At 65.2% G+C, this 17,837-nt stretch carries 16 protein-coding genes; 7 read left to right on the forward strand and 9 right to left on the reverse strand.

Annotation, left to right across the window (positions count from 1 at the left end; genetic code table 11):
• Window positions 1-47: 47 nt before the first annotated feature.
• The gene (gene ggt / locus AC1VNY_RS15745; protein ID WP_028338576.1) at window positions 48-1,634 is read right to left on the reverse strand and encodes a gamma-glutamyltransferase; all 1,587 of its coding nucleotides are present in this window, start codon (window positions 1,632-1,634) and stop codon (window positions 48-50) included.
• 170 nt (window positions 1,635-1,804) lie between these two features.
• Here ggt and trhO point away from each other — a divergent pair, with 170 nt between their 5' ends.
• A complete protein-coding gene (trhO, locus tag AC1VNY_RS15750) occupies window positions 1,805-2,596 on the forward strand; it encodes an oxygen-dependent tRNA uridine(34) hydroxylase TrhO (protein ID WP_482405835.1) in 792 nt (263 codons plus the stop codon).
• Complete coding sequence (locus tag AC1VNY_RS15755; RefSeq protein ID WP_038382484.1) at window positions 2,589-2,804, forward strand: SlyX family protein; 216 nt, start codon at window positions 2,589-2,591, stop codon at window positions 2,802-2,804. The genes trhO and AC1VNY_RS15755 overlap by 8 nt, the downstream gene beginning before the upstream one ends.
• Window positions 2,805-2,833: 29 nt before the next feature.
• Here AC1VNY_RS15755 and AC1VNY_RS15760 read toward each other — a convergent pair whose 3' ends face one another.
• The gene (locus AC1VNY_RS15760; protein WP_482405836.1) at window positions 2,834-3,721 is read right to left on the reverse strand and encodes a LysR family transcriptional regulator; all 888 of its coding nucleotides are present in this window, start codon (window positions 3,719-3,721) and stop codon (window positions 2,834-2,836) included.
• Window positions 3,722-4,100: 379 nt separating this feature from the next.
• Here AC1VNY_RS15760 and AC1VNY_RS15765 point away from each other — a divergent pair, with 379 nt between their 5' ends.
• From AC1VNY_RS15765 to AC1VNY_RS15775, 3 genes are all read left to right on the forward strand, one after another.
• Window positions 4,101-4,514: a TadE/TadG family type IV pilus assembly protein gene (locus AC1VNY_RS15765; RefSeq protein WP_028338572.1), complete on the forward strand. Its 414-nt coding sequence runs from the start codon at window positions 4,101-4,103 to the stop codon at window positions 4,512-4,514.
• Window position 4,515: 1 nt separating this feature from the next.
• Entirely contained in the window at window positions 4,516-6,186 is a 1,671-nt protein-coding gene (locus AC1VNY_RS15770) for a pilus assembly protein TadG-related protein (protein ID WP_482405837.1), read from the forward strand.
• A gap of 152 nt (window positions 6,187-6,338) precedes the next feature.
• A complete protein-coding gene (locus tag AC1VNY_RS15775; RefSeq protein WP_482405838.1) occupies window positions 6,339-6,626 on the forward strand; it encodes a PilZ domain-containing protein in 288 nt (95 codons plus the stop codon).
• Window positions 6,627-6,750: 124 nt separating this feature from the next.
• On the opposite strand, the gene AC1VNY_RS15780 is transcribed toward AC1VNY_RS15775, so the two are convergent.
• Window positions 6,751-6,936 (reverse strand): hypothetical protein, encoded by a 186-nt coding sequence (locus tag AC1VNY_RS15780; RefSeq protein ID WP_028333252.1) that lies wholly within the window; start codon window positions 6,934-6,936, stop codon window positions 6,751-6,753.
• A 123-nt stretch (window positions 6,937-7,059) separates the two neighbouring features.
• Here AC1VNY_RS15780 and hemE point away from each other — a divergent pair, with 123 nt between their 5' ends.
• Window positions 7,060-8,106 carry a uroporphyrinogen decarboxylase gene (hemE, locus tag AC1VNY_RS15785; protein WP_482405839.1) on the forward strand — a complete coding sequence of 349 codons (1,047 nt, stop codon included), beginning with the start codon at window positions 7,060-7,062 and terminating at the stop codon, window positions 8,104-8,106.
• A gap of 180 nt (window positions 8,107-8,286) precedes the next feature.
• Here the strand turns inward: hemE and AC1VNY_RS15790 are convergent, their stop codons facing one another.
• Genes AC1VNY_RS15790 through AC1VNY_RS15800 form a run of 3 tightly spaced genes read right to left on the reverse strand, consistent with a single transcriptional unit; the run spans window position 8,287 to window position 12,543 of the window.
• Window positions 8,287-9,900, reverse strand: coding sequence for a GMC family oxidoreductase (locus AC1VNY_RS15790; protein ID WP_482405840.1), 1,614 nt, complete (start codon window positions 9,898-9,900; stop codon window positions 8,287-8,289).
• Window positions 9,901-9,959: 59 nt separating this feature from the next.
• Window positions 9,960-11,549 (reverse strand): bifunctional 3-(3-hydroxy-phenyl)propionate/3-hydroxycinnamic acid hydroxylase MhpA, encoded by a 1,590-nt coding sequence (gene mhpA, locus AC1VNY_RS15795; RefSeq protein ID WP_482405841.1) that lies wholly within the window; start codon window positions 11,547-11,549, stop codon window positions 9,960-9,962.
• 1 nt (window position 11,550) lies between these two features.
• The gene (locus tag AC1VNY_RS15800) at window positions 11,551-12,543 is read right to left on the reverse strand and encodes a VOC family protein (RefSeq protein ID WP_482405842.1); all 993 of its coding nucleotides are present in this window, start codon (window positions 12,541-12,543) and stop codon (window positions 11,551-11,553) included.
• Window positions 12,544-12,809: 266 nt separating this feature from the next.
• On the opposite strand from AC1VNY_RS15800, the gene AC1VNY_RS15805 reads away from it, so the two are divergent.
• Complete coding sequence (locus AC1VNY_RS15805; protein ID WP_482405843.1) at window positions 12,810-14,771, forward strand: putative bifunctional diguanylate cyclase/phosphodiesterase; 1,962 nt, start codon at window positions 12,810-12,812, stop codon at window positions 14,769-14,771.
• A gap of 128 nt (window positions 14,772-14,899) precedes the next feature.
• On the opposite strand, the gene AC1VNY_RS15810 is transcribed toward AC1VNY_RS15805, so the two are convergent.
• The 3 genes from AC1VNY_RS15810 to AC1VNY_RS15820 are packed head-to-tail and all read right to left on the reverse strand — an operon-like array spanning window position 14,900 to window position 17,722.
• Window positions 14,900-15,892 carry a PDR/VanB family oxidoreductase gene (locus tag AC1VNY_RS15810; protein ID WP_482405844.1) on the reverse strand — a complete coding sequence of 331 codons (993 nt, stop codon included), beginning with the start codon at window positions 15,890-15,892 and terminating at the stop codon, window positions 14,900-14,902.
• A 12-nt stretch (window positions 15,893-15,904) separates the two neighbouring features.
• Window positions 15,905-16,657: a GntR family transcriptional regulator gene (locus AC1VNY_RS15815; protein WP_482405845.1), complete on the reverse strand. Its 753-nt coding sequence runs from the start codon at window positions 16,655-16,657 to the stop codon at window positions 15,905-15,907.
• A gap of 15 nt (window positions 16,658-16,672) precedes the next feature.
• Window positions 16,673-17,722: an aromatic ring-hydroxylating dioxygenase subunit alpha gene (locus tag AC1VNY_RS15820; RefSeq protein ID WP_482405846.1), complete on the reverse strand. Its 1,050-nt coding sequence runs from the start codon at window positions 17,720-17,722 to the stop codon at window positions 16,673-16,675.
• Window positions 17,723-17,837: the final 115 nt, after the last annotated feature.

The following is a 17,837-nucleotide window of genomic DNA, read 5'->3' on the forward strand; positions in this document are numbered from 1 at the left end:
CGCGACAAAATCTTGTTCCTTCCGCCGAGCTTCGCCGGCCGCGACAATCAATAGCCGAGCGCGCAACCGTCCTTGCGCGGATCGGAGCCGCCAGTCAGCGTCCCCTTGTCCCAATCGATCCAGATGCCCTGGCCACCGCCGAGCGGCGCGACCACGCTGGTGGTCTTGTGACCGATCTTCTTCAGGCCTTCGACGATCTCCGCCGGCACGCTGTCCTCGAGCTGGTAGACGCCTTCGTAGTGCAGGCCGCGCGGCATATCGATGGCTTCCTGAATGTCGCAGCCATAGTCGAGCATGTTGGTCAGCACACGGGTCTGGCCGACCGGCTGGTACTGCCCGCCCATCACGCCGTACGGCATCACCGCACGGCCGTTCCTGGTGGCCAGCGCCGGGATGATGGTGTGCAGCGGACGCTTGCCCGGTGCGATGCAATTCGGATGTCCGGGCTGGATGCGGAAGCCGCCGGCGCGGTTCTGCAGCAGGACGCCGGTCTTGTTGGAGACGATCGCCGAGCCGAACGAATGCGCGATCGAATTGATGAACGAGCAGACATTGCGATCCTTGTCGACCACCGTGATGTAGACCGTCGACGGATTCATCGGCGGCGCAACGTTCGGCAGTTCGAGCAGCCGGTCCATGCGGATGTTCTTGATGTGCTCTTCGGCGAATTCCCTGGCGAGGATGCCGGCAACGTCGACATGCACGTGCTGGGGATCGCCGATATGCTGCTCGCGCATCATGTAGGCGATGCGTGCCGCCTCGGCCTCGAGGTGGAAGCGCTCGATGCTGAGCGGCTTGAACTTCGTCAGGTCGAAGCGCGACAGGATGTTGAGCATGACCAGCATGGTGATGCCGGGGCCGTTCGGCGGGCACTGCCAGACGTCGTAGCCCTTGTACATCGTGCCGATCGGCGAGGTCGCCTCGGTCGAGTGCGCGGCGAAGTCCTCGAGCGTGTGCAGGCCGCCGATGCCGCGCAGCGTGTCGACCATGTCGGCGGCGATTTCGCCGCTATAGAAGGCGTCGCGGCCCTTTTGCGCGATCGCGCGCAGCGTCTTGCCGAGCTCGGGCTGGCGGATCACGTCGCCGGCAACCGCGGGCTTGCCGTGCGGCAACAGATAGCGCTCGGTGTTGGTGCCGTTTTTCAGCTTCTCGAAGCCGTTCTTCCAGTCGAAGGCGATACGCGGAGCGACCACGTAGCCCTCTTCGGCGGCCTTGATCGCGGGCTGCAGCAGCCGGTCGAAGCCGAACTTGCCGTGGTCCTTCAGGATCACGTCCCAGGCATCGACCGCGCCGGGAATGCTGACCGCATGTGCGGAGGTCAGCGGCACCGAATGGATCTTGCGCTCGAGATACCAGTCGGCGGTCGCCGCCATCGGCGCCCGGCCGCTGCCGTTATAGGCGGTGATCTTGCCTTCTCCCCGCGGCTGGATCAGCGCGAAGCAGTCGCCGCCGATGCCGGTCGATTGCGGCTCGATGACGCCGAGCAGCGCGCAGGCTGCAACCGCCGCGTCGGCCGCCGTGCCGCCCTCGCGCATCACCTCGATGGCCGCGAGCGCCGCCTCCGGATGCGACGTCGCCACCATCGCGTTCTGGGCGTGGACCGTGGAACGGCCGGCAAAATGGAAATTCCTCATGACGGAGTGCTCGCTTGATCGTGATGGTCTGATGCGGCTGCGGCGGATGATGCCACGTACATGGCACACTCATCCCCGGCTGAGCAATGCCTGGCATGCCAGGGGAATTATCCCGACAATGCATGGCTTTGCGGGTTTCGCCGGCCCGGGCGGCCTGATAAACCCCGGCGATGCCCTTCAAGGTCGCCGCCTTCTACCAGTTCGCCGCGCTGCCGGACTTCCGCGCGCTGCGCGAGCCGCTGCGCGCGTTCTGCGCCGGGCTCGATCTCAAGGGCAGCGTGCTGCTCGCCCATGAAGGCATCAACGGCACGATTGCCGGCACCGACCAGGGCATCGACGACTTCGTTGCGGAGCTCAGGGGCGGGCCGCTGTTCGGCGGCCGCCTCGACAATCTCGAGCTGAAGTTCTCCGAAGCCGCGCAAATGCCATTCCAGCGGCTCAAGGTGCGGCTGAAGAAGGAGATCGTCACGCTCGGCGACACCACGGTCGATCCGACGCGGCAGGTCGGCACCTATGTCGATGCCGCCGACTGGAACGAGCTGATCGCCGCGCCTGACGTCACGGTGCTCGACACCCGTAACGCGTTCGAGGTGGCGATGGGCACGTTCGAAGGCGCGGTGGATCCCAAGATCGCCAGCTTTGGTCAATTCAAGGAATTTGCAGCGCAAAACCTCGATCCGGCGAAGCACCGCAGGATTGCGATGTTCTGCACCGGCGGCATCCGCTGCGAGAAGGCCAGCGCCTATCTGCTCGCGCAAGGTTTTGCCGAGGTCTATCACCTCAAGGGCGGCATCCTGAAATATCTCGAGGAAACGCCGCAGCGGGACAGCCGCTGGCGCGGCGACTGTTTTGTGTTCGACGAGCGTGTCGCGCTCGGCCACGGCCTGCGCGAGCGTGCGGAAGCGCTTGCGAGCGACGTGGAGCGCGCGGGTGCCCCCTGCGAGGCTGCCGTCCATGAATGACACGGCAAAGCTGGGCGAGCGGATCGAGGCGCTGGAGGTCCGCCTGACCTATCAGGACGAAACCATCGAGACGCTGAACCAGACCATCACGGCACAATGGAAGCAGATCGACGCGCTGACGCGCCAGATCGCCGAGTTGCGCGACCGGCTTCAGGAGGCCGAACGCCATGCGCCCGGCCCCGCCAACGAGCGCCCACCGCACTATTGACCGGTGCTGCCGGACCGCGGCAGCACCGGCTACATGTTGCTCACCTGACGCATCGGCTTCGCGCCGCTGAAGAACAGGCTGGACAACCGTTGCACCATCGCCGTGGCGCGGCTGCCTTCGAGACCAGGGCGAACGCACAGCAGGCGCTTCTGCACCGGAAGCTCCGGAAGATAATAGTCCTTCGCCGAAATCAGCGAGGACGGGATCATCCGCTCGGGGCACGCCGTCAGGCCGTATCCGGCCCGTGCGGCTTCCAGACGCAGCTGGTGGTTCGGGCTCCGGAACACGATCTTGTACGTGATGTTGTGCTTGGTGAGCGTCCGGATCATCCAGTCGTCACCGGGCCAGGCCAGGATCGGAATCGGGGCGCCCGGCCGCAGCACAAAATCGCGCGATCGCACCCACACCGACCGCTCGTCGGCCTCCGCGGCGATCGTCACCTCGTCCTCGTTCTCCAGCGAAGGGTTGCTGTAGACGAACGCGATGTCGATGTAGCCGTCGATCAATCCCCTGATCACGGCCGGTGACATGTCGGCGTGAAGCAGAACGTCGGCGAGTGCATCGGATGGATGCAGCTTCAGGAATTCCTCGGCGAGCATCGTGCTGATTCCCAGCCGCAACGGCTGCGGTCCTTCATGATTGCCGCCGAGCCGAAGCAGCTGATCGTTGGCTTCGAGGATGCGCCTCGCCTGCTGCACGGCGACCTTGCCGAGATCGGTGGTCGTGGTGCCGTTTGCGGTTCTGACGAAGAGCGCGCCACCAATCAGGCTTTGCAGTCGCTTGACCTGCGAACTGATCGCCGGCTGGCTGAGGCCGAGACGCTCCCCGGCCTTCGACAGGCTGCCCGTCTCGGCGATCGCAACGACGGTGCGAACGATTTCAGTAGGAATATTCAAATGCTGACGCGGTCTATGCATCGCGAGCCCTCCAATCTCAGCGGGGACGCAATTCCAATCTCCACAGTATGTGATCAAGCTATACTAACATTTGGTTGCACTTTCGTTTAGGTACAATTACCGCCAAAGCACTGATATTGCAGGCCATATGTATTGTTACGTGCATTGCCCCGCTTATCACGGTATCCGACAACTGCATCTCCACACGCCGCAGCACGTCAACTGCACCACGCTCCGGGTTTTTGCGGATATCGCATCAAATATTCTGATCGCCCCATAACGTTTCACTGACCCGATAAGTCTGGATTGGCGCCGCTGATTCGCGAAAGCGTTTTCATAGTTTTCCTTAATCAAAGCCTCGCAACGTGACGTCGTAGTCGGCGTTTCGAGGTGTGTTGCAATGACCAGGTTTTTTCGCTGCCGAAGCGGTGCGTCTGCCGTCGAATTCGCGCTGATGCTGCCGCTGTTTCTTGCCTTCATTTTCGGCATCATCGTCTTCGGCTCGTATCTCGCCATGGTGCATGGCGTTCAGCAACTCGCCGCCGAAGCGGCGCGGTCATCCATCGCGGGAATGACCGACACCGAACGCAACAGCCTCGCGACGAACTACGTCACCGCCAACGCGTCGACCTATCCGTTGCTCGTCCCCGGCAACCTCACGGTCAATGCCGCGCCGTCTCCATCGAATGCCAACGTCTACGTCGTGACGGTCAACTACAACGCGGCCGGCAACTTCATCTACAAGCTGCCCTTCGTCCCCGCCCCGGCGAGCACCATCGTCCGCTCCGCGGCGATTCAGTACGGGGGATTCTAGGATGAGAGGCGTCCTCATGCTGATGCGGCGCTTTGGCGCCGACGAACGAGGAAACTTCGCGATGATCAGCGCCGGCCTGATGACGCTCCTGATCGGGTGCGCCGGGCTCGCCATCGATCTCGGCACGATCTTCGCCGACCGGCGCAAGACGCAGAGCACCGCCGATCTCGCCGCGATCGTCGCCGCCGCCAACCTGAACAATCCGGTCAACGCCGCCACCGCGACCGTGACGCAGAACAAGTACCCGGCCAGCGCGCTGGTCAAGGTCGAGACAGGAACCTACACCGCAAACAGCGCCATCGCGCCGCAGGCCCGTTTCGTGACCCCGGCGGTTGGCACTCCCAACGCCGCGCGGGTCACGCTGAACACCCAGACCCCGCTCTACTTCGCGCGCTACCTGACCGGCGCGAGCAGCTTCACCATCAAGACGACCGCCACGGCGACATCGACCGAAATGGCCTCGTTCGCGATCGGGTCGAGGCTGCTCTCGGTCAACGGTGGCGCGCTCAATGCGCTGCTCGGCTCGATGCTCGGCACCACGCTGTCGCTCTCGGTGATGGACTACAATGCGCTGATCAGCGCGAAGATCGACGCGCTGGACTTCCTGTCCGCACTGGCGACCCGGGTCAACCTGACCGGCGTCACCTATAGCGACCTGCTGAGCAGCAACATCAAGGTCGGCGACATCGTCGCGTCCGCGCTGACCACACAGCAGATCACCAACGGCGCCAACGCCGCGACCACCGCGCTGTCGACGATCTCCCAGGCCGTCACCGGCTCCACCACCAAGATCTCGCCGGGCACGCTGGTCGACCTCGGTCCCTTCGCCAATCTCACGGTGGGGCAGAAACCCAAGGTCGGCGCCAGCGTTTCGGTGTTCGACCTGATTTCCACGGTGGCGCAGATCGCCAACGGCAACCATCAGATCGCAACCTCGATCAATCTCGGCCTGCCGGGCATCGCCAACGTCTCCGTGATCGCAACGATCGGCGAGCGCCCGGTCGGCTCGAGCTGGATCGCGATCGGCACCCAGGGTGTGAGCGTCCACACCGCACAGACCAGGATCCTGGCGACGATCAATGTTCTCGGCTCCGGCAGCGTGTCCGCGATCAATCTCCCGGTCTATGTCGAGGTCGCCTCGGGTACCGCGACGCTCAACGCGGTGTCCTGCGGCCACCCGAACATCAACACCTCGCAGGTCACGATCGGCGTGACGCCGGGGATCGTGGATGCATGGATCGGCAACGTCACGGTCGCCGACATGACCAACTTCACGACCAAGCCCAATCCGCCGCCGGCGACACTGGTCAACCTCGGTCTCGCCACCGTCACCGGCCGCGCCCATGCCGGCATGGGCAACACCACGCCGACCAATGTCAATTTCAGTTACAGCGACATCCAGTCGGGCACCAAAAAGACGGTGACGACGACCAACTTCCTTTCATCGCTGACGGGAAGCCTGCTCGGCGACCTCTCGCTGACCATCAATCTCGGCCCGCTCGGGCTGCCGATCCCGGGACTGGGGGCACTCGTCATGAGCATCCTGAATGGCGTGACGAGCTCAGTCGATCAGGTGCTGGCGTCGCTGCTCGCGACGCTCGGCATCGGGCTCGGCCAGGTCGACGTCTGGGTGCTGGGCATCCGCTGCGACGGCGCCGTGCTGGTGAACTAGAGCATGATCCGGAAAAGTGCGAAGCGGTTTTCCGTCGCGACAAACGCAAAGCGTTTGCGCGGAGATCATGCTCAAACAAGCAGCGAAAGCACGACCATCGCGCTTGAGGGGACCGATCGCGACGGGCATCACATCGGGGGTAGGAGACTGCCGTGAGCACAACAACAAGATACAAGACCGACAGCCAACGAACGATCCTGCTGAAGCGCGGGACGATCTTCTTCCGCAACACCAGTGTCGGATGTCTCGTGCTCAACCTCTCGACCGGCGGCGCGGGGCTCGCCGTGGAAAGCGACGTCGCAATCCCGCTCGCGTTCGAGCTCGAGATCGAGAGCGAACCGATCCGGCGGCACTGCATTGTGGCCTGGCGCCTGGAGCGGCGGCTCGGCGTGACCTTCGAAACTGACCGGATGCAGCGCCCCGCAAGCGGCCCCGTCTAGTTTATCCCGGTAATCAGGGTACGCCGACGGGCCCGGTCGCTCCGAGCCATCGCTCCGCGGCAAATAGGTCGCCGCATGTTGAGCTCACGTGGCATCGTGGTTAGCAGCCGCTGGGATATACCAGCTAATTGTCCCGATTGCCGTCGTGCTTCGAGGGCGCGGGCTGCGTGGCGCTGACGGGATCGGAGGCCGGGAAGGTATCCTCGAGCCCCTCCTTCAGCCGGGTGCGAGCCTTGCGGTCGGCAGCCTGCGCCTCGTGCGGCTTCTCGGCATGCTTGTCGTGCGGGGCAGGATCGAATTTATCGGCCATGTCGTCCCTCCATTCGCGGGGACAACGCGGCCACGCAAAGGGGGGTTCCAGAACCGCCTTGGCCCATTGCGCTGCAGCGTGTATCAGGGGCGCAAATTTTGACCGTGATCAGGAACCATCCGCGTGCCCCAGGATCCCACCAAGCAGCCGCTCATCGACCTCCTGTCGGGCCACCGGCAAGCCGTACCGCCGCTCTGGATGATGCGCCAGGCCGGCCGCTATCTGCCGGAATATCGCGAGCTGCGCGCAAAGGCCGGCGGCTTCCTCGATCTCTGCTTCACGCCCGAATTCGCAACCGAGATCACGCTGCAGCCAATCCGCCGGTTCAACTTCGACGCGGCGATCATCTTCTCCGACATCCTGGTGATCCCCTATGCGCTCGGCCGCGCGGTGCGGTTCGAGGCCGGCGAAGGACCCCGGCTCGATCCGCTGGCAACGCCCGGCGAGATCGCGACGCTCTCGACCCATGCCAACTTCGACAAGCTCGAGCCGGTTTTTGAAGCGTTGCGCCGCGTCCGTCGCGAACTCGCCCCCGAGATCGCGCTGATCGGCTTCTGCGGCGCGCCGTGGACGGTCGCGACCTACATGGTGGCCGGACAGGGCACGCCGGACCAGGCACCCGCGCGGATGCTTGCCTACCGCCATCCGGATGCGTTCGCCAAGATCATCGACGTGCTGGTCGAGAACTCGATCCACTATCTCGTCGGCCAGTTGAAGGCCGGCGCCGACTGCCTGCAGATCTTCGACACCTGGGCCGGCGTGCTGCCGCCGCGCGAGTTCGCCCGCTGGTCGATCGAACCGACCCGGCGCATCGTGGCCGGGGTGCGCAAGCAGGTCCCCGGTGCCCGGATCATCGGCTTCCCGCGCGGCGCGGCAGGCCTGCTGCCGGCTTATGTCGAGCAAACCGGCGTCGATGCGGTCTCGATCGATTGGGCCACCGAGCCGTCAATGATCCGCGAGCGCGTGCAGAACCGCGTCGCGGTGCAGGGCAATCTCGATCCGCTGGCCCTGATCGCCGGCGGCGCCGCGCTCGACCGCGCGGTGGACGATGTGCTGGAGAACTTCGGCAAGGGGCGGCTGATCTTCAATCTCGGCCACGGCATCCTGCAGGAGACGCCGATCGCCCATGTCGAGCAGATGGTCGCACGGGTGCGCGCGTATAAGGGCTGAGGCCCGTAACACTGCCCTGTCACCGTCACCCTGAGGTGGCCGCTTCTTCAGCGGCCCTCGAAGGGTCGACGGCCCGACTGTGGCCACGAGTGAAGAGGGCCGCGCGTCGAAACATTGGGGCCGTCGACCCTTCGAGACGCGCTACGCGCTCCTCAGGGTGACGGACTGAAGAGCGGTGGACTACCTCGCGTCCTCCAAAATCATATCGGATGCCTTCTCCGCGATCATGATCGTCGGCGCATTGGTATTGCCCGACATCAGGTCCGGCATGACGGACGCATCGACCACGCGCAGACCTTCGATGCCGCGCACCTTGAGCTGCTGGTCGACCACCGCGAGCGGATCGTTGCCCATCCGGCAGGTCGAGGTCGGATGATAGACCGTGCTGCCGGTGCGCCGGCAGAAATCGAGCAGGTCGTCGTCGCTGACCACCTTGGCGCCGGGATCGACCTCGCCCACCGAATAGGATTTCAGCGCCGGCGCGGCCAGGATCTTGCGCAGGATGCGGATGCCGTCGATGAAGGCGCGGCGATCGGTCTCGGTCGCCAGATAGTTGATGCGGATTTCCGGCGGCACGCCCGGGTCCGCGCTCCTGATCTTCAGCGAACCGCGGCTCTCCGGACGCAGCTGGCAGACCGAGGCCGTGAAGCCCGAGAACGGATGCAGCTTCTCGCCCATCTTGTCGGTCGAGAACGGCAGGAAGTGGATCTGGATGTCGGGCGAGGCAAGCCGCGGGCTGGTCTTGAAGAACGCGCCGGAGGTTCCGGCGGCGATCGTCAGCGGCCCCTTGCGCAGCGCGGCGTAGCGGAGGCCCGCCATGACGCGGCGCACGGGATGATTGATGACGTCGTTCAGCGTGACGGTCTGCGCGCAGCGCGTGACGATGCGGACCTGCAAGTGATCCTGCAGATCGTTGCCGACGCCGGGCGCATCGAGCACGATGTCGATGCCGTGCTGCTTCAACAGATCGGCGGGGCCGACGCCGGAGAGCTGCAACAATTGCGGCGAGTTATACGCGCCGCTCGACACCAGCACCTCCTTGCGCGCCCTGGCCTTGCGCGATTGCCCATCCTGCTTGTAGGCGACGCCGTTCGCGCGCCTGCCGTCGAACAGGATGCGCTGCGCCAGCGCCGAGGTCTCGATACGTAGATTGCCGCGCGTCAACGCCGGCCGCAGATAGGACCGCGCCGTCGAGGCGCGCCGGCCGCGCCGCGTCGTGGTCTGGAAGAAGCCCGCGCCCTCCTGGGCCGCGCCGTTGAAATCCGGATTGGTGGGAATGCCGACTTCGGCTGCGGCATGCACGAAGGCCTCCGACAGCGGATCGTGATGCCGCCAATCCGACACCGGTAGCGGGCCGCCGGCACCGTGATATTTGTTGGAGCCGCGCTGCTGATCCTCCGCCTTCCTGAAATAGGGCAGGACGTCGTCATAGCCCCAGCCGGCATTGCCGCGCTGTCGCCAGCGGTCATAGTCCTCGTGCTGGCCGCGCACATAGAGCAGGCCGTTGATCGAACTGGAGCCGCCGAGCACCTTGCCGCGCGGCTGGAACACCTGCCGGCCGTTGAGGCCGGGCTCCGGCTCGGTCTGGTACATCCAGTTGACGGATTTTTCCTTGAACAGCTTGCCGTAGCCGAGCGGGACATGGATCCAGATGTTGCTGTCCTTCGGTCCGGCCTCGAGCAGCAGCACCGAGTGCTTGCCGTCAGCGCTCAGGCGGTTGGCGAGCACGCAGCCGGCCGAGCCGGCGCCGACGATGACGTAATCATACTCCGCCGCATCATGATTGTTGTTCACTGGTTTCCCCCGGAATCTCTTTCTTCCGGTGGTACAGACAAAGCGCCGGCTTGAAAAGGCTAGTGCCCTGCGCTGAGGTTCTGGAGCAGTTGCCCGACAAGCATATTGAGCTCATCGGCGTTCCCTGCGGCGCCGAACACGTAACGGTCGGGCCGCACGATGACCGCCGCGGCGCCGTGCTGTCGCATCCATTCGGCGAACAGCCCGTCGCGCTCCACCACGCTCAGCAGACCGTCGGTATCGCTGCTTTCGCCTGACGCAGTGATGACGACGCGCTCGCCTGACAGACGCTGCCAGGCGCTCGAGGACGCGTCCGACAGCCACGCCGTCGGCCCCGCCGCCGTCGTTACGATCGCGAATTCCGGTTTCAGCAGATCGTCGAGCCGGCACGTCCGCCCATCCGGCGCACGCACATGCGGCTGCACGAATAGCCGTCCGGCAAGCGCAGCATCGTGCGCGATCAGGCCGGAGACGAGATCGGGGATGAATTTCTGCCTGATGGTTTCGGCCTTGCCGGCCTTCAGGTCGGCGCGCAGCCGCACGTCACGTTCGACGGCGGCCACCGGATCGAGCTCGCCGATGATCTTGCCGAACTCCTTGGCGCTGGCGACCACGGCGCGGACATGCGGCTTGCGCTCGATCTCGTAACTGTCGAGCAGCGCATCGCCCGCGTCGCCACGCAGCACAAGGCGGAGCTTCCAGGCCAGGTTCACCGCATCGCGGATACCGGCGCACAGCCCCTGCCCGAGGAACGGCGGCGTCTGGTGCACGGCATCGCCCATCAGCAGCACGCGGCGGTCGCGCCAGCGCTGGCCGAGCAGCGCGTGAAAGCGATAGACCGCCGAGCGCCAGATCGTGAGGTCGGAGATATCGGTGAAACCCTTGAGCAGCTTCACGACGTTGTCGGGTGCGCCGGCCGCCTCGGGATCCTCGCCGGGCAGCAACTTGATCTCCCAGCGCCGCAAATTGCGCGGACCCGGTACGAAGGTGCCGGGACGCGACGGCCAGCAATACTGAAAGCTCTTGGCCGGCCGCCTGGCGGGATCGCTGGTCAGCGTGTCGACCACCATCCACCATTCATCGAAGGCAAGGTCGTCCAGACCGATGCCGAGCTGCTTGCGGACGAAGCTGTTGGCGCCGTCGCAACCGACCAGATAGCGCGCGCGGATCAGGAACTCCTCACCGGACTCGCGGCGCGCGGTCAGCGTCACCGTGCCGTCGCCCTGCTGCAGCTCCACGCCGTTGGCCGCAAGGAAAATGCCGGCATGCGGATAGTCGGTGAGCCTGTCGCGCAGCGCCTGCTCGAGGTCCGGCTGCACGAAGGTCACGTTCGGAATCCAGCCGAGCGGAAACGGCGGCGGCATCGGGTCGAAGATCTTGATGATCTCGCCGTCGACGCCGAGATAGTGCGAGCCATTATGCGGTGCGATCGCCTGTTCCATGAAATCGCCAAGCCCGATCGCCTGCAGCACGCGCAGCGCTTCATGGTCGAGCGTGATCGCGCGCGGCTTGTCGTAGATGTCGGCAACGCGCTCGACGACTGCGACCCTCAAGCCGGATTTCGCGAGTAGGTTGGCGAAGATGGCGCCGACCGGCCCGAGGCCGACGATGGCCACGTCATGGATGGGATTGTCGGCTGGCATTGACATGCTACTTCGCGAGGTAGCTCTCGAGCGTCAGCGGCTTCGGCTTCACCTCGGGTTCGCGGATCGCGATCCCTTCGAACGGCGTCGCCTCCTCGAACCAGGCCTGCCGCGCCGGCAACCCCCACGGGAACGAGATCGTATGGTCGGACGGATCCCAGGCGACCGGCTCGTTCTCGATGTCCATGATCTGGTAGTGCGTGTTGAACAGCTCGACGCGATGCCCATCGGGATCGCGCATGTAGACATACATCGCATGTCCCGGCCCATGGCGCCCGGGGCCGCGTTCAACGGCCGCGCCATAGCCGAGCTCGCCGGCAACATCGCAGGCGTTGAGCAGATGATGAACCTCGGGCGCGAGGAACGCGAAATGGTGCAACCGCGGTCCGGCGCCGTTGAAGAACACGATGTCGTGCGGATTGCCCTTGCGCTGCAGGAACACGCCGCGCAGATCGAAGGTATCAGCCGGCGCGATATACTCGCTGAGCCGAAAGCCTGCCGCGGTATAGAACTCGCACGCCTTGCGCACTTCGGGCGTCAGGACCTGGTAGTGATCGAGCCGCAACGCCGAGCCGCCGGCATGGCGGGTGAATTTGGTGATCATGCGCGGCTCGACCGGCATGGTCGCGCAGAACTCCAGCGGCGTGCCGGCCGGATCGGTCGCATGCAGGGTGCGGCCCTGATACGGCACTTCGGCCCAACCAGCCCGGCAGCCCTGCGCTTCGAAAAACGCCTTGAGGCGGTCGAGGTCATCGTCCTGAAACACCCGCAGGCCGAGCCGCGCACAGGCAGCGCCGCCTTTGCGCAACACAAGGCTGTGATGACAGGCCTCCTCGACGCCGCGGAAATAGAGCGCGCCGCCCTCCTCCGCGGTCAGGATCAGCCCGATCACCTTTTCGTAGAACTGCCGGCTCGCCGCGAGGTCACGCACGGTCAGGACGACATGGCTGGCCCGCGTGATCCGGAACCCGGGATCGTGGTTCGTGATCGGGAGGCTCATGCGCACCTTCTGGTTTTTTCCGTTCGCGGGAACCCGACTCATTGCGAAAAACCCGCGGGGGATCAAGCAGCGCAGCGTCGGGCAAGCTTTGCCGCTCCGTGACCTCGCCTCACGCATTTGTATCGATTTGTTAGCAATGCCCGCCGGTGGAACCGAAGGAGGGGCCTGCCGTGACACGGTCCGTTCCAATAGTTCATAGTTTGTCAAAGGTTTGCAGAGAATTCTTCGCCACGGCGCCATGGCCAAACCGGGCAGGCAACGTAGTGATGCGTACCCATCTGAGATCATATTTCGCGGCCCTGTTCGCGGGCGACCTCGCGGCCTTCGGTGCACCACCGGCGGATGAAGTGTTGTCCGGCCACATCCGCGCCGAACAGGTCTCGCTCGTGCTCGGCTATTCCTTCGGCATCATGCTGGCCAACGCCTGCAACGCGCTGGTGCTGGCGATTGCGCTGTGGCAATCGCCGGACTGGGCCTTTGCGCTGGTGTGGGCGGCCGCGGTCGGCAGCGCGGCGCTGTTCTTCGGCTTGCAGGCGCGGGCAGCGCGCCGCATCGCCAAGCCGCAATTCGTGTCGCGCCGAACCATGTACCGGCTGGTGCGCAATGCGCTGGCGCTCGGGACGGCCTGGGGCGTCGTCCCGGTCGCCTTCTTCGCGAACGCATCGAGCGGTGCCCAGCTCGTCATCACCTGCCTGTGCGCCGGAATGCTGGCCGGCGGCGCCTTCGCGTTCTCCACCATCCCGATCGCCGCGATTGCCTTCACCGCACCGATCTTCGTCGGCACCGCGATCTGCCTCGGCCGGGACGGCGATTTCGTCTACCTCCTGATGGCCGTGCTCGTCCTGGTCTACGGTTCGGTGCTGCTGCGCGGCGTCTTCCTCAACGCGTTCGAGTTCAGGCGGCGGATCATCGCCCAGCACGAGGCCGAACGGACGGTGAGGCAGGATCCGCTGACGCATCTGCCGAACCGCGTCGCCTTCAATGAGGCGCTCAACGGCGCACTGAACCGGCTGGCGCGGTCCGGCGAGGAATTCGCGGTGCTGCTGCTCGATCTCGACCGCTTCAAGGAGGTCAACGACAGGTTCGGCCATCCGGCAGGTGACGAGTTCCTGGTGCAGGTGGCGGCCCGGTTGCAGCGCTGCACGCGCGCGGCCGAACATGTCGCACGGATCGGCGGCGACGAGTTCGCCCTGATCATGTCGAATCTGACGAGGCCCGAGGACGCGTTTGCGATCGCCGAACGGTTCGTCGCGGCCTTTGCCGACCCATTTCCGATCGATGGGCTGGAGATCAACCGGACGATCAGCATCGGCATCGTGCTGGCTCCCCGGGACGGCAGCACGTCCCACGATCTGCTCAAGCATGTCGACATCGCGCTTTACCGGGCGAAGAAATCCGCTCCCGGAACCATCTGCTTCTTCGAGGCCAGCGACGACCAGTCGGCGCGCGACCGCCGTGCCCTGCAGCGGGATCTCGAGCGCGCCATCGAGGCGGACGAGCTGTTTCTGGTCTACCAGCCGTTCCTCGACATCCGCAAAGGCCGCGTCACCGGCTTCGAGGCGCTGTTGCGCTGGCAGCATCCGACGCGCGGCCTGATCCCGCCCACCGTCTTCATCCCGATCGCCGAGGAAAGCGGACTGATCCACCAACTCGGCGAGTGGGTGGTCCGCCGTGCCTGCGCGATGCTGTCGCGCTGGCCGGACGACGTCCGGATCGCGGTCAATTTCTCCGCGGTCCAGTTCCAGAACGTCGGCATCCTGCAGACGATCGTCGACGCGCTGGCCGAGGCGAATGTCGCGCCGAACCGTCTCGAGATCGAGATCACCGAGTCGATGCTGATCTCGAAATATGGGTCGGCGCCCGCGATCCTGCACGCGCTGCTCGAGCTCGGCCTGACGGTCGCGCTCGACGATTTCGGCACCGGCTTCTCGTCGCTGACCTATCTGCGCAAGCTGCCGTTCAGCCGCATCAAGATCGATCAATCCTTCATCCGGGACATGCTGACCCAGCCGGATTGCGCCGCGATCGTCAAATCGGTGATCGGCCTCGCGCAGGAGCTGCGGATCGGCGTGGTGGCCGAAGGCGTCGAGACCGCGGATCAGCTCGAATATCTGCGCCAGACCAGCTGCGACGAGGTCCAGGGCTATCTGATCGGGCGACCGATGTCAGGCAGCGAGATTTCCGCACTGCTCGATCACAATCCGCAGCACTCGGTGCACGCGGCGTAGCCCTGATCGAACGCCGACGCTCGGCCGCTCATAGCGTTTTCGAGCGAAGTGGACACCGGTTCGCGTGAAGAAAACGCGTCAATACTAGAATCTAGAGCTTCGGTTCTGATCCAATCAGAACCGAAGCTCTAGAGCGCGTCCGACCGATGCAGGGTATCGACCGTGATGGTGCCGCGGGCGCGCGAGACGCAGGCGCAGATCTTGCGGCTCTCCCGCTTCTGATGGTCACTGAAGAAGACGTCGCGATGGTCGATCTCGCCGTCAACATCGACCACGTCGAGTGCGCAGACCCCGCATTCGCCGCGCCGGCAGTCGCTCATCACCTCATGACCGGCTTCGTTGAGCACGTCCAGCATCGACCGGTCGCGCGGGATGACGAACTCGGTCCCCAGTTCGGTCCCTTGGCCCCTGAGCCGCACGCGGAACGGCTCGGTCGGCAGCAGCCCGCTCGATCCGAAGGTCTCGTAGCGCAAATCGGAGAGCGGACGGCCGGATGCCTCCCAGGCGCGCCGCGCCGCGTCCAGCATCCGCATCGGACCGCAGAACAGCGTCATCGTATCCTGCGGCAGCGCCGAAAAGACGCGCACGAGGTCGAGCCGCCCGCCCTCGTCGCCGGGATGGACGGTGAGGCGGTCGCCGAGCGCACGCTCAAGGGTATCGAGATAGACCGCATCGCCGCGCGTGCGCACGGCATAGTGCAGCGTCACGCCGGCGTCGCGGCGGGCGAGCCCCTGTGCCGCACCGACGATCGGCGTGATGCCGATGCCGCCCGCGATCAGGCAATACTGCCGCCGCGTCCAGTCGAGCTGCACCAGTGAGGTCGGCAGCGTGATGTTGAGCCGCGCCCCCGGCGCGAGCGACCACATGTAGCGCGAGCTGCCGCGGGAATCCGCTGCGTGCCGAACTGCGATCCGGTAGCCTTGCGGATCGGCTTCGCCGACCAGCGAATAGGAGCGGGTCTGCGGCTGGCCTTCGATGGTGACGCCGACATCGATATGGCTGCCCACGGGATAGGGCGCACCCGTGAAATCGTCCGGCCGCAGCAGGAATTCACGGATGCCGGGCGTGAGGTCGCGCACAGCGAGCAGCGTGGCGGATGTCCAGGTCTCGATGAATCGCATGGCGTTCTCCGCTCAGCCGGCTGCCGAATTGATCAACGCCAGCGCCGGCAGCAGATCGAGATGGCTGCGGTTGCGCAGCGCCAGCCGCAGATTGCGTGCCGCAAGCCGGGCATGCTCGCGCATGATCGCCTCGGCGCGCGCGCCCTCGCGGTTCTCGATGGCGTCGACCACAATGCGATGGTGATCCTGCGCGATCAGCAGGATCTGGCGCGCCTCGGGCAAGGCCGATTGCGCCATCACGAAGCCGCTCGGCGAGGCGAATGGCAGCGCCGAGGCGCGGTCGATCTGCCGGATCAGCGGCGGGCTGCGCGACAGCTCGGTGAGCAACGCGTGGAAGCGCGCGTTGAGCGCGACATAGGACGAAAAGGCTTCGACCGAAATCGGATCCTGCCGCACCAGGCCGTCGATCTCGTTGAGGCATTCCTTCAGCGGCTCGAGATCGCGCGACGAGACGCCGCGCTCGGCGGCGAAGCGCGCGGCCAGGCCCTCCAGTGTGCCGCGCAGCTCGATCGAATCGAGAATGTCGCGCTCGGAAAACGCCTTGACCATGAAGCCGCCGGAAGGGATCGCCTCCAGCAGGCCTTCCTCTTCCAGCCGCACCAGCGCCATCCGCACCGGCGTGCGCGACACCCCGGTGAACTCGACCGCCTGCAGCTCCGAGATGCGCTCGCCGGGCCGCAGGCCGCCGGAGAGAACGAGGTCGCGCAGCGCAAGCTGCGCCCGCACGGTCTGCGACACTGAACGATCGGTTTCGCGTTCCGTCATGGCCCGCCCCCTCGCCTACTCGGCAGCCTGGAGCTGCTGCGGCGGATTTTCCTTCGCCACCATGCGGTCAACGACGCGCCGCGCCCACATTGCGCCGGCGTCGATGTTGAGATTGTAGAACACCCGGTCCGGATTCTCGTCCATCGCCCGCTGCTGCGCCTCCAGGATGATCTCGTCCTCATGGAAGATGCCGGCGACGCCGTCGCGGATTTCCGAGGTCAGCCGCTGCTCGGTGATGCGGTGATTGCGGACGAAGGCCCAGAAATAATGGCAGGTCTTTTCGGTCTCGGGCGTGATCGTGTTCAGCACATAGCCGTTGACGCCCTGCGAACGATCGCCCTCCGGCGCGCCCGAACCGGCCGGCGCGACGCCGACGTCGATGTTGACGGTGCACGGCGCTTCGAAGCGAATGATCTGCCAGCGATCGACCGGGCCCGGCTTCTGCAGCTGCCTGGCCCAGAACGGCGGCGCCTCGATGCCCTTCATCCAGCGCGTCACGGTGACCGTCTTCTCGCCATGGGTGACGTCGAACGGCGCCTCGGCGACCGCATCATTGCCGATGCTCGAGCCGTGCACGAAGGTCTCGTGCGTCAGGTCCATCAGATTGTCGACGACGAGGCGATAGTCGCATTTGACGTGAATGGTCTTGCCGTCGCCGGCCCAGGCCGGATCGTGGTTCCAGTGCATGTCGGGCACCAGCGCGGGATCGGCAAGCGCGGGATCGCCCATCCAGAGCCAGATGAAGCGGTGGCGCTCGACGACGGGATAGGCGCGCACGCAGGCCGACGGGTTGATCGTCTCCTGCGAGGGCATGAAGGTGCAGCGGCCCTGCGCATTGTATTTCAGGCCGTGATAGCCGCAGACCACGGCATCGCCATCGAGCCGGCCCTTGGAGAGCGGCACGAGGCGATGCCAGCAGGCATCCTCCAGCGCCACCACCTCGCCGTCGCCCGTCCGGTACATCACGACGTGCTTGCCGCAGATCGTCCGAGGCAACAGCGCGTGCTTGATCTCGGCATCCCAGCCGGCCGCGTACCACGCGTTCATCGGAAAGGGTTTTGGCACTGGATCCTCCCTAATGCATCCTCTCTGTATACATAATATGCTTCTACGAGGCAATATCCGGCGATAAAGGCCAAGATTGACGCCGTTCAGTATACATTCATATGAATATCGAGAG

This window comes from Bradyrhizobium ferriligni, from assembly GCF_056837965.1.